We start from the raw sequence: 12550 nt of genomic DNA on the forward strand, positions 1-12550 counted from the left end.
TTCGATTACTCTTCGTGGTCGCCGGTGGTGCGCCTCTGGACGGGGAGCACCTCCGCGGGTCCGGTCAGCGCGCGGCCAGGCTCCAGGCGAGAGCCAGCGCGGCCGACGGGGCGAGCGTGGCGACCGCCCAGCGGATCGCCCGGTACTTCGCGGACAGGATGGCGCTGACGTCCACGGCCTGGACGAGCAGCCAGCCGACCGGATCGCGGCCCGCCTCGTCGATCCGGGCGGTCAGCACGTCGTGGTCGTACGGGCCCAGCAGGTCCCCGAAATACGTCACCCCCGCCCGGTCGCGGACCGTGCCCGTACGCGGCATGAGCGTGCGGACCAGGGCGGCCACGGCGATCACCCACAGCAGCCCGGCGGCCACCAGCGCCAGGTCGCCGGGGCCCTGCCAGCCCGGGGAGCCGTGCCGCCCGATGAGGAAGGCGGGCAGGGCGAGCGCCCCCGAAAGCAGCACCGCCGCCTTGGAGTCGGCCCTGCCCAGGTCCTCCCGGACCGTCACCAGGAGCCGTTCCGCGATGCGTTCCCCCGCCCCGTCCGGCCCGTGCTGACCCCCGTCCGGCACCGGCGCGGTCGGGGCGGGGGAGGTCTGTGTACCGCCGTCGGCGCTCACCCCTCGTCCTCCGCCCAGCCCCAGCCGTCGTCACGGGCGCGGGCGCGTGGCGCGGGGCCGGAGTCCCGGTCCCGGCGCCGGTCCCAGTCCCGGTCGCGGCTCTCGTCCCGGTCCCGGTCCCAGTCCCGGTCCCAGTCCTGGTCCCGGTCCTGGTCCCGGCGCCGGTCCCGGTCGGGCCGGGGCCGCCGCACCGGAGGCTCGTCCGACACCCAGTCGGGGCTGAACGGCTCGTCGCGGGCGGGCTCCAGCTCCCGCGGCGTCCTGCGGGCGGGCCGCCCGCCCACGGGGCCCTGGATGCTGAGGCGTTCGCGGTTGAGATAGGCGAGCGCCTGCGCGTCCATCTCGCTGGAGGGGATCTGGCCGCTGGCGACCAGGTCGAAGAGCCGGTCGACGCGGTCCTTCTCGTCCTGCCGGCCCTCCTGGCGGATCTGCTCCAGGAAGCTGTTGGCGGCCTCGGGGTCCGCGGCCAGCATGTGGCTGAGCTGCTCCAGCTCACCGCCGCGCAGCATCGTCAGGTAGCGCTGCTGGCGGATCATGTTCAGCTCGGCCCCGGACGCCTCCTCCCGGACGGCCTCCGTGTGGCCGATCGTCCGGTCGTCCACCCGCAGCCGTACGTACAGCCGCACCCGCAGCCCGAGGTCCGCGCCGAGGTCGTTCCACCGGCCGGAGACGCAGGTCCGGGTGATGGCGGTGTTGGCCTGCTCCGCCTGGTGCACCGGGTACTGCGCGGAGATGTCCCGGAGCCGCTCCAGGGTCGGCGCGGTGAGCCGCTCGGCGATGTCGGTGACCACCTCCACCGCCACCAGGTGCGGGTCCTCGACGGTCCAGTGGATGTCCACCTCCGCCTTGAAGAACGTCGCCCCGCCGGCGGCCGGCAGTTCCATCCGCAGCGTGGTGACGTAGGTGCCGGCGGCGATCTCGCAGATGGTGTGCGGCCGGGCCAGCGGCGGTTTGTCGTGATGGGTGATCCCGGAGACGCCCGCCACGCTGTGGCCCCGCCGGTAGAACAGCACCGACGTGGTGCGCGCGCCGCCCTGCCGGAACGGGCCCGTCGGCTGGTACTCCCGCAGGAACGGGCCCGCGGGCCTCGGTCCCGCCGACGGGTCGTCCCCGGCCGTGCCGCCTGCGCCCGGACCGTACTCCTCAGCCATGACTCTCCTCCTCGTCGGGCCGCCGCTGCCGTCCGGGCACCGCGAGCCGCCACAGGTCGCGGGCCGTTCCGGCGGAGAGCGGGCGGTCCTGATCTCTCATCATTCGGCGCAGCAGCCAGTCCAGCCGCCGCTGGTCGCGTTCCTCGGCGATCAGTGCGGGCAGCAGCGCGGCCAGTCCCGGCCGCGTCCAGGCGCGGCCGTCCCTGCGTGTCGCGGAGCGCAGCATGTGCTCCAGGGCGTCGAGCGCCACGCCCTGGGACCGTGCGGTGTTCAGCGCGGTCCAGAACAGGTCGGCCAGCCGCCCGATCAGTTCGGGCCGGGTCGCGGCCAGGGCGAGCAGCAGCGGCCAGTCGCCCCGGTCGGCCAGCGGGGTGCCGGGGTCCTCGTCGAGGACGTCGTCCACGTCGATCAGTGCCAGCCGGACGATGGTCGCCAGGGCGAGGTCCTGGTACTCCTCGCCGCGATGCCCGGTCCAGTCGGCCAGCCGCCCCAGGACGACGGGGCACTCCGGGAGCAGCAGCAGCCGGACCACGTTCAGCGAGGCCACGGCCAGCAGCTCGCCGTCGTCGTGGATCCCGATCCGGGCCAGCGTGTCCAGGGTCTCGTCCGTCGAGTCGGCGGACCGCCCGTAGCCGAGCGCCATCGCCGCCGTCCAGCGCAGCGGGACCGAGCCGTACCGCGACCAGTCGTCGACCACCTTGCGCACCGCCTTGCGGTGCGAGGCGTGCCCGGCTGCCTGGTCCAGCGCGGCGGCTGCGAACACCCTGCGGCGCTGTGTGGGCGCCTCGGCGAGCGGCCGGACCAGCTCGCCGTACCCGTGCTCGAAGTCCCGTACGGACAGCTCTCCGGCGGCCACCGCGGCCCGCATCGACACATCCGGCCGGGGATCGTCGGCGAGCAGCCGCAGCCAGCGGACGACCGGAAGCCGGACCGGGAAGTGCCGGTCCCAGACCTCGGCCAGCACGGCGGCGGGCAGTGCGGCTCCCCGGTAGTAGACCAGCCGCCCCTTCACCTCGGTGCCCGCCACGTCGACGGTGCCGTCGACCTGCCGGGCGCGCGAGAGCGCCAGGTCGGATTCCGGGTCGTCGCAGAACAGAGGACGCGCCGGGGTGTTGTCCGGATCGCTCTGTACGGACAGTTCCCAGGTCAGCAGATGGGCGGCGGCGGACACCGCGCTGTGCGACGCCCCGCCGAGCACCGCGAGCGCGATCCGGAACGCGACCGGGTGGAACAGCGCGGCGACACCGGAGCGCACGGGCGTCCGGCCGTCGCCGGGGGGCGGGGCGGCCAGGGCCCGGTCCACCCCGGCGAACCACTCGTACGCCTGCACGGCCGCGAGCCCGCGGCATCCGGACAGCAACTCCTCGCGGTCGACGGTGCCCAGGAGGTGCCCGGCCAGCAGCGAGGCGAACACCTCGGCCTCGGCGGGGCGCAGGTCGTCGAGCCCCACCGCCTCGGTGACCTCGGGATCCTCCTGGAGCTCGGCAGCCCGCGCCGAAAGCCGCGAGAACGCCCCGCCCCGGTCCTCGCGGGGGTCCCCGTCCCGGCCTGCGCCCCCGGTCCGGCCTGCGCCTCCGCCCCGGTCCTCGCCCGCGTCCCCGGTCCGGCCCGCGTCCCCGGTCCCGCCCTCGCGTTCGTCCCGGCCCGCGTCCCCGGTCCGGCCCTCGCGTTCGTCCCGGCTCCCGTCCCGGTGCGGGAACCGGGCCCCGTCCCGGTCCCCGCCGCCGCTGTGGCCCCCGTGCCGTCCCGTGTCGCCGTGTTCCTCCTCCAGCCGCTCCCGCAGCCGGACGGCGACCAGATCACGGGTGGGGGCGGGCGGGCAGATCGCCCCGTACCGCCCGGCCAGCAGCGGGTTCGCCGCCGAGCCGACGCTCACCACGACGACCGCGTACGAGCCCCGTGCGGCCAGCGCCGAGGCCAGCTGGTCCAGGTCCGTCTCGTCGGGCGGCAGTGTGCCCGGCCGGTCGAGCGCGGGCTCCAGCAGATACCCGGTACCGCGCCGGTGTCCGCCCTCCCCGGCGGACACCTCGCCGACCAGGGTGCGGACCCCTTCCTCCGGGGCGGCGCGGCGCACCCGCTCGCTGCTCCCCGCGCCCTCGCCGTTCCGGGTGACCTCCTCCAGGAGCGCGAGGGCGGTGCTGGTCCGGCCCGTGCCGGGGGCGCCGCCGAGCACCAGCAGGCGCCGCGATTCCAGCGCCCGGCGCAGCCGTACGTACCCCGCCGGCTCGATGTGGGCCCGCCGCAGTCGCCGCAACTCCTCCTCGGGAACCGGGCCGTCGCGCATCGTGAGCCCGGAACGCCGGGCGTCGAGCGTGACGTTGATGTCCCCGACGTGGGCGTGTCCGATGCGCGAGCGGTCGAAGCTGGTGAAGTCCCGTCCGCTGGTGAGGAGTTTCTGCCCGGCCCGTCGGGCGCGCGCGGCGGCGGCGAGGTCGGTCGGCTCCTTCTCGCCCTCCTCGTCGGCGAGCGGGTCGCGGGTCAGTTCCTTGAAGCGGTCGGCGGCGCGCTCGCGCTCCTTCTCCCGCTCGGCGCCCTCGTCGTCGGCGGAGTCGGGTGCGTCGGGACCGTCCGGGGCGTCCTTGGACCGGTCGTCCTTCCGTGCCCCTCCGCGCGCCGGGGCGTCGGGCGAGCGGTCGTCCCTGGCCTGGACGCGTACGGGCTCGGCGGGGCCGTCGGCCACTGCTTCGTCGGCCATGCTCAGTCCTTCCCCTTGTCGGTGCCGGTGACGCGGCCGATGTGCACGGGCTGCTGGTAGACGTTGTGCCGGTGCACGGAGAGGTCGCCCCGCGCGGTGTACCGGACGGACCCGCCGCCGTCCTCGCCGTCCTCGCGGTCCTCGACGTCACCGCCGTCCGAGTCCCCGCCGTCCACGTCCCCGCGCGGGCGCTGCGCCGAGGGCACGGCCGCCTCCGCCGCACCGCCGGCCCCGGCCGCCCCCGGCGCGTCGTCGCCCCCCGCCTCCCGCGGACCGAGCGCCCCGGTGTCCGGCGCGGGCCGTCCCGGCAGGTGGAACCAGGCGGTGACGGCGCCTTCCTTGAGGGCGAGCCGCGCCGGGGCGAAGCGGGCGGGATCGATGAACTTGCCCCCGGCCTGCACCACATCGGCGTAGAGGGAGTCGGAGACGGCGAGGACCAGATCCGCCCGCTCGCGGTCCAGGAGCTCCCGGGCGACGGAGGAGTCGGCGAGACGGCACGTCAGGTCGACCGCGCGCCCGCTGATGCCCCGGCTGTCGTGCCGTACGGGGCCGACGTGCATCGCCACCCGCAGCCCGAGCGGTACGAGCAGGGAGCCGTTCTCCTCCCGGAGGTTCTCGTGGACCTCCACCGTCCAGAGGCCGAGCAGCCGCGACACCGGGATCCGGCCCGGGACCGACATCAGCACGCCGTCCCCGCGGTCCTCCCTGTGGACGGCGTCCCGGGCCACCCCGGACTGGGCGAGCGCGGACTCCAGGACCCGGTAGATCCGCTGCCGCATCCGCGGCTTCTCCGCGTCGTTGTACTGCCCGGAACGCCTGGCGTCCACGCTGATGACCAACTCGTAGCGTGCCTCGTCGGCACCGAACGCCTCGTGTGCCGCCCTGTGTTGCGCCCCGTGTTCCACCCCGTGCCCCGCTCTCTCTCCGCTTGCCGTCCCGTACAGCTTCCGGCCCGGGACGTAGGCCGTCTGTAGCCGTTTACACACGGCGGGGCAGAGCTTCTACTCCCGATGTCCCTCCGCGAGGAGGGCGAGCAGTTCGGGGTCGAGGATCTCCACCATGCGGGTACCGGTGCGCACGATGTTCTGGGCGCGCAGCAGGCGCAGTGCCTTGGCGACCGCCTCCCGGGTCGCGCCGACGGTGGCGGCCAGTTCGTCCTGGGCGAGGTGGACGACGACGCCGTGGTGCCCGGTACCCGGTACGGGCGGCGCGTAGGGGCCCGGGGCCGTGGCCCCGGAGAGTTCGGTGAGCCGGCTCGCCAGCCGCTGGAGGACGGTCAGCGAGGCGAGGGCGGAGCGCTCCTGGTCGGCGCTGCGCAGCCGGAAGGTCAGCTGGCGGATCACCAGCCCGCTGACCCGGGGGTGGGTGGCGAGGAAGCGGCGGAACGCGTCGCCGCCGATGACGGTCGCCTCGACGGTCCCCAGGGCCCGGACCGTGGCACTGCGCGGATGGTTGTCCAACGCGGCCATTTCCCCCAGCAGTTCGCCCGGACCGCGAAGCCCCAGTATCAGCCGGGTGGTGCCCCGGTCGGTCGTGCGGGAGACGGTCGCCCAGCCGCGGTTCATGATGACCACATGGCCGGTCCGGTCGCCCTCGGTCAGGAGCGGGGCGTCGGCCGGGTACTGCTTGCGGTGTCCCAGGGCTATGACGCTCTCGTACTCCGGGGCGGTCAGCGCCCGCCCGAACGCCAGCTCATCGCCGAGCAGCCCCATGGCCACTCCCCCCGCGGCGGTATGTATGGCCCGATCTCGTTGGCGTAGATGGTTCCAGAACCGCCCCTGGAGGGGCGTGGATCGCGCCACCTGTGCGCTACGCATAGGTAACCGATGCATGGCCTGGTCGTGGCGGTGGCGGCCGTACACCCCATCCCCGTACGGGCATGGAGGAAGGAAGCCCTCCGCGGCGCGGCGTCCCCGTCTCCTCCCTCGGCCGGGCCGCTGACCGGGGGAGTCCCGGCGCGGAGGGGCCACGGCCGCGCCGTCACGCCGATACGGCGCCGGGGTTACGGGTGCACGGGCGACTTGGCGAGAACTCGGGTTTGGCCCCCCGCATGCGACCGGCCCCGGGGAGGCGGGCGACAGGCCTCCCCGGGGCCGGCGGAAGGTGCGCCGCCGCGTGGAGCGGCGCTCGTGCCGGGAGGGTCAGTTGGCGTCCACCAGGTGGTGGGCGGGGACCTGCACGGTCCGGGCGCCCTTCTTGCCGCCCAGGACGACCTTGCGCAGGGCGCTGTTGTTCGTGTGGTCGGTCTCCTTGAGCCGGTTCTCCGGGTTGGCGAGGACCTGGATGTAGTACGTGCCGTTCGGCAGGTCCGTGATGTCGAAGGACTGGCCGGGCAGGTCCTGGGTGTAGGTGTCACCGGAGCCGACGTCGAGCACCTCGCGGACGGAGATCGAGTTCTCCTGGCCGCACGCGGTGGACAGGTCGGTGTTGTCCGGATGCCAGTTGGCGTTCTTCACCGTGTAGTCGACGGCGTCGGTGTTGGCCAGGCAGAACGCCTCCTTGCCGCTGCGCACCGACTCCTTCTTGTCGGCCTTCAGCAGCCGGTAGCTGGCGAAGTCCGTGAAGTGCCAGTGCTCGTGGCCGGGGCGCGGGTCCCACTCCATGGTGCCGGTCGGGGTGTACCCGACCTGCTTGCCCCGGGCGTCGTAGAAGTACTGGTAGGCGTCCATCAGTTCCTTGCCCGGGGTGCGGAAACCGTCCACGACGAGCTTGGCCGGGCCCGCGTTCCACACGTTGGCGCTGAAGGCGAGGTAGTCCTTGCCGGGGATGTCCTCGTAGCCGTCGCTGACGGTGATGCCGTAGGCGGGCAGCGAGCGCAGGTCCGGCTTGGGCACGTCGGGCACGGTGGCCCTGCCGGTGGGCCGCTCGGCGTTGGGCCGGGCCGCGGGCGCCTGCCGCGAACCGTCCGTCTGTCCGGGCCGGTCGCCGGCCTCGGCGGCGGAGAAGGCCTGCCGCTTGAGGGACGCCTTCTTCAGTGCCCAGGGCAGTGCGGGCGGCGCCGGCGGGTAGGGCCCGTGCCCGATGTTGAAGGTGGGGGCGGCGCCGGTGGTCGGGGCGGCGGGGGCCTCGGGCCGGGCGGGAGCACCGTGCGCGGCATGGGCGGAGGCCGCGGTGTGCCCGGAGGGGGCGGACGGTGTGTGCCCGGAGGGGGCGGCCGGTGTGTGCCCGGAGGGGGCGGCGGGCGCGTCGGGGGCCTGTCCGTGTCCCTCATGCCCGTGCTGGACCGCGTGCCGGTCGTATCCCTGCCGCCCGGCGGCGGACCGGGGAGCCGCGCTCCGGGCGGCGGGTGCCGACTCCTGGTCCTCTTCCCAACTGCGTTCGCGCACCGTGACCTTGACGGTCTGCGGTTTGTTCGCGATGCCGAAGAGGTCGCGGTACGTCTTCGTCACCGAGATCGTGGCGGTGTAGGTCCCGGCCGCGAGCTGGACCGGCTTGGCGTAGTACCCGGCGTAGGTGTTGGACGCCCAGCCGTTCTCGACGCCCCACACCGAGCCGAGGGTGAACGGGTTCACCGGGCAGCTCTGCGGATACGTCGAGTTGGCGGGTGCGTCCGGCCGGATCCGCCCGGAGGCGTTGTTGGGGCAGAAGTCCTCGGTCCGCTTCAGCACGGTCCTGCCGGCGGCGTCGGTGACGGTGATCCGCGCGAAGCCCGGCAGCCCGGAGAAGTCCTTCACGAGCCCGGCGGGAAGTGCCCTGGCCGTGGTCTTCCTGCCGTTGCGGAGCACCTGCGTGGCGACGACCGGATCCTTGTACGACTTACGGGTCACCTTGAGCTCGAAGGCGCCGTTCTCCGAGGTCAGATAGGTCCCGAGGTCGAGGTAGACACCGGGATCGTCCTTCCACGAGTCGAGCGTCACCGAGGTGGTGGCGGCGATCAGGCTGAGCTTCGGCGACGGCTCCGCCGTCCTGGCGTCGGGCGCGGCGGCCACGACACCCGCCGTCAGGGCGACGGCCGCGGCAACGGCGAGCGAGGGGCGGGCGAGACGGCCGGGGCGGCCCTGCGGGGATCTGGTCATCATTCCTCGTACTTCCGGTTTCCGAGTGCGTGATGGAACGTGGACGGGCAGCACGGCCCCAGCGCAACTCACCTGTGGCGACGCTGTGTCCGGCCTGTGAGAGCCGGTCCCCCGGCCCCGGGTTGTCTGCGGTCCCCCGAATGGCGCAGGGTTGTCCGAAAGGCGAGCCCGCGGCCACCGACCGCTCGGGCACATTCCGGGCCGTCCGACGGCCCGTTCGGGCGCGCGGCGGAACCGGGTCCCGGCGCGGCGGCTAATCAATCTTGTCAGGGCGGTGTTCCAGGGAGCGATACGTTCCGGGGCCGTCTTGCCGCCCGATACGCAGCACTGGTGAGATGGCTGTCACAGACTCATCTGGACGGCAGGAACGCGGAGCGTCGGCTATGCGTGGGTGGTGGCGGAAACCCCATCCGTGGCCGCCGGAGGAGGAAGCATCGTGAATGACATCGCGGAGAACAGCAGAGTGCAGTTCCGGATCCTGGGCTCGTTCGAATGCTGGGACGGCAACGACCGAATCCGGGTCGGCGGACCGGTCCACGAAAAGGTTCTGGTCACGCTCCTGCTGGAACCCCACCGCGTCCTCCCGGTCTTTCGGCTGGTGGAAGCCGCCTGGGACGAGAACGCCCCCGCCACCGCCGCCCATCAGGTGCGCAAGGCCGTCGCGGAGCTACGCCAGCGCATTCCCGGCGGACGGGATCTGATCGTCACCGAGGGGCCCGGCTATCGGGCCCTCACCACGCCGGAGCAGGTCGATCTCTCCCGATTCACCGAGGGATTAAAACAGGCCAGAGAAGCCGCTGCCGCCGGGCAAAGCACCCACGCCATGACGACACTTCGCGAGGCGCTGGCACTGTGGCGGGGGCCTTTGCTCGCGGGCACCGGCGGATCGGTTCTGTCCGCCGCCTCCGCCGCCCTGGAAGAACGCCGCCTCACCGCCGTTGAGCAGCTTTTCGACCTGCGGCTCGCGAACGGTGAAAGCAGCGAGATCATCGGGGAATTACGAGAATTCATCGATGCGCATCCGCTGCGGGAAACACTGCGTGGCCAGCTCATGCTCGCGCTCTTCCGTTCCGGTCGACAGGCCGACGCGCTGGAGGAGTTCGCGAAAGTCCGCGACTATTTGATCGACGAACTCGGCATCGGCCCCGGCGACGCGCTCGCGGAGCTGCACAACGCGGTGCTCCGCAACAGCCCGGAACTCGCTGCTCCTCAACTGCCCGCCACGGAAGCTACGTTCACCCCGGAGGGCAAGCCCTCCACCCTCCCCTACGATCTGCGCGACTTCACCGGACGGGAGGCGGAGGTCAGCGAACTGCTCGGGTTCGTGGAGGAGGCCCCGGGGTCCGGACCGCTGATCGTCGCTATCGACGGCATGGGCGGAAGCGGCAAGACCTCACTGGCCGTGCGCGCGGCACACCGGCTCACGGAGGACTACCCCGACGCCCAGCTCTACATCGACCTCCGCGGTTTCACCCCCGACGGCCGGCCGCTGAGTCCCGGTGCGGCGGCCGAGTCCCTCCTGCGCATGCTCGGTGTGCCCGGCGACCGCATCCCGGACGACGCCGAGGGCCGCATCGCCCTGTGGCGGCGCACGATGAGCACCCACCGGATGATCCTGCTGCTCGACAACGCCCTGGACGATGCGCAGGTCAGGCCGCTCCTCACCTCCCCCACCGAGACACTGGTCCTGGTCACGAGCCGTGTGCCGCTCATGGACCTGGACGCGGCCCACACGGTGTCCCTGGGGGTCATGCCGCCGGGCGACAGTGTCGCGCTCGTCGAGGGTGTACTCGGCCGGACGCGGGCGGAGAACGAACCGGAGGCCGTCGCCCAGCTCACGGAACTCTGCGGCCACCTTCCGCTCGCCCTGCGGATCGCGGCCGCCCGGTTGCGCAAGCGGCCCCGCTGGACCGTCCGTTACCTGGTCGACCGGCTCCGGGACGACGCCCACCGGCTGGCCGAACTCAACTCGGGGGAACGCAGCGTCGAGGTGACGCTGCGGCTCTCCTACGAGGGCCTGGCCGCCGAGACCCGCGAGGCGTTCCGGCTCCTCGGCCAGTACCCGGGGTCCGAGATCAACACCTACGCCGCCGGAGCCCTGCTCGGGACCGGTTCCCGGGAGGCGGAGGACGTCCTGGAGTACCTCCTCGACATGCACCTGCTCCAGCAGCACGAGACCGGTCGCTACGCCTTCCACGACCTCGTCCGCAGCTTCGCGCAGAACCTCTCGCGCGGCGGTGCCCTGCGGCCGCCGGAGGCCGGTGCGGAGCCGCGCCCCACGGCCGACGGGGACGACGAGATCAAGCGCGCCGTGGCCCGGCTGCTCGACTTCGCCCTGGACGCCACCGACGCGGCCTGCGACCTGCTGTTTCCCGGCCGGGTCCGGGTCGGCCGCGCCGGGCCCCCGACGCGGTCGGCCGAGCTGCCGCCGCTGGAGACCGTCGAGCAGGCCCGCGACTGGCTGGAGCGCGAACAGGACTCGCTGCTCGCCGCCGTGTCCCTGGCCTACCGCTGGGAGATGGACCGGCACGTGGGGCTGCTGGCCGCCAACGTGGTCTTCCCGCTCGATCTGCGCGGGCGCCTGGAGGAGTTCAGGGAGCTGACCCGCGTCGCGGTGGCCGCCTCCCGCCGGCTCGGCGACGACGCGCTGCTCCGGCTCAGCCTCTCCAACCTCGCCGTGGCCTGCTGGAAGCTCGGGCGCCTCACCGAGGGCATCGCGATGTCGGAAGAGGCCCTCGCCCTGGCCATCGGCCTCGACGACCGGCGCGGCGAGGCGAAGGACACCGGTGTCCTGGGGCTGCTGCTCAGCACCCTGGGGCGGTACGACGAGGCGCTGCCGCGGCTGCGGCAGTCCATCGAGATCAAGCGGCAGCTGGGCGCGGAGCGTGCCGAGGCCGAGTCCCTGACCAACCTCAGCAGCCTGTACGCGGAATGGGGACGCTACCCGGAGGCGGTGGAGGCGGCCACCCGGTCCGTCGCCCTGTCCCGCTCCATCGGCTCGGTCGACAAGGAGGTCGAGGGGCTGACCGATCTGGCCGTGGCGAGGATCGGTCTGGGAGAGATCGCCGCGGCCTCGGAGCTCCTGGCCCGCGCCCGCAAGCTGGCGGGGGAGACCATGTCGCCCGCCGACCTGTCGCTGGTCCTCGCCCTGTCCGCCGAAGTCGCCGACCGGCTCGGCGAGAGCGCCCAGGCCGAGGAGTGGGGGGAGTCGGCGCTGGGCCTGGGCGACCTCAGCGGTGTCCCCATGCGCGAGGCCGCCGTCGGCAACATCATCGGCCGGTTCCACACGCGCAACGGCCGGTACGCAGCGGCCTTCGAACTCCACGCGCGGGCCCGTGACGCGGCCTCGCGCATCGGCTACCGGGTCGAGGAGGCCCGCGCGCTGGCCGGCATGGCCGACGCGCTGGAGCGGCTGGGCGGGCAGGAAGAGGCCTCGGAGCTGCGGGAGTCGGCCCGTGCGGCCTTCGACGCCATGGGAATCCCGACGCCTCGGGCGGTGTGACGTGTACGCGTGATGCCGACGCGGAGTTCTCCGGCAGACATGAGAGCGCTCTCGACGCCAGGGGGGCGACGAGAGCGCGGTGAGTCCTTCCGGCCACGTTCAGGCCACGTTCGGGCCTTCGCCGCCGGAGGCGGGGGCGAGGTTGGGGCCCTCGCCGGTGTCGGGGCGGGCGGTCGCGGTGTTGGGGCCTTCGCCGGTGTCGGCGGGCGCGGCCATGAGGTTGGGGCCTTCGCCGGTGTCGGCGGATGCGGTCACGATGTTCGGGCCTTCGCCGGTGTCGGCGGGCGCGGTCACGATGTTCGGGCCTTCGCCGGTGTCGGCGGATGCGGTCACGATGTTCGGGCCCTCGCCGGTGTCGGGCCGGGCGGCCATGAGGTTGGGGCCTTCGCCGGTGTCCGATCCGCCGAGGACCGCGGAGCGTACGGTGGCCGACCGGGCGGAAGGAGCGTCGTCCGCCGCCACCGCGGTAGCGGCGGCACCTCCGGCCGTCAGCACGGCGGCCGTCAGAATTCCCACCATTGTCGACACCGAGTTCCGCATGGTCTACCGCCTTCTGGAGTGGTCTTGCCG

General features: G+C 73.5%; 8 protein-coding genes. 1 reads left to right on the forward strand and 7 read right to left on the reverse strand.

The window, feature by feature from the left end:
• Positions 1-64: 64 nt before the first annotated feature.
• From KME66_RS17510 to KME66_RS17535, 6 genes are all read right to left on the reverse strand, one after another.
• The gene (locus KME66_RS17510) at positions 65-616 is read right to left on the reverse strand and encodes a Pycsar system effector family protein (RefSeq protein WP_073222687.1); all 552 of its coding nucleotides are present in this window, start codon (positions 614-616) and stop codon (positions 65-67) included.
• Positions 613-1767 carry a hypothetical protein gene (locus tag KME66_RS17515; protein WP_216323581.1) on the reverse strand — a complete coding sequence of 385 codons (1155 nt, stop codon included), beginning with the start codon at positions 1765-1767 and terminating at the stop codon, positions 613-615. Before KME66_RS17515 ends, KME66_RS17510 begins: the two co-directional genes overlap by 4 nt.
• On the reverse strand, positions 1760-4462 hold the full coding sequence (locus KME66_RS17520; protein ID WP_216323584.1) for a hypothetical protein: 2703 nt from the start codon (positions 4460-4462) through the stop codon (positions 1760-1762). Before KME66_RS17520 ends, KME66_RS17515 begins: the two co-directional genes overlap by 8 nt.
• Before the next feature lie 2 nt (positions 4463-4464).
• Positions 4465-5289 (reverse strand): hypothetical protein, encoded by an 825-nt coding sequence (locus KME66_RS17525; RefSeq protein ID WP_253208374.1) that lies wholly within the window; start codon positions 5287-5289, stop codon positions 4465-4467.
• A 174-nt stretch (positions 5290-5463) separates the two neighbouring features.
• Complete coding sequence (locus KME66_RS17530; protein WP_216323590.1) at positions 5464-6174, reverse strand: Crp/Fnr family transcriptional regulator; 711 nt, start codon at positions 6172-6174, stop codon at positions 5464-5466.
• A 429-nt stretch (positions 6175-6603) separates the two neighbouring features.
• Positions 6604-8481: a lysyl oxidase family protein gene (locus tag KME66_RS17535; protein WP_216323593.1), complete on the reverse strand. Its 1878-nt coding sequence runs from the start codon at positions 8479-8481 to the stop codon at positions 6604-6606.
• Between the two features lie 433 nt (positions 8482-8914).
• On the opposite strand from KME66_RS17535, the gene KME66_RS17540 reads away from it, so the two are divergent.
• Positions 8915-11980: a BTAD domain-containing putative transcriptional regulator gene (locus KME66_RS17540; protein WP_253208375.1), complete on the forward strand. Its 3066-nt coding sequence runs from the start codon at positions 8915-8917 to the stop codon at positions 11978-11980.
• Positions 11981-12079: 99 nt separating this feature from the next.
• Here the strand turns inward: KME66_RS17540 and KME66_RS17545 are convergent, their stop codons facing one another.
• Entirely contained in the window at positions 12080-12499 is a 420-nt protein-coding gene (locus tag KME66_RS17545; RefSeq protein WP_253208376.1) for a hypothetical protein, read from the reverse strand.
• Positions 12500-12550: the final 51 nt, after the last annotated feature.

Source organism: Streptomyces sp. YPW6 (genome assembly GCF_018866325.1).
Taxonomy (GTDB): domain Bacteria; phylum Actinomycetota; class Actinomycetes; order Streptomycetales; family Streptomycetaceae; genus Streptomyces.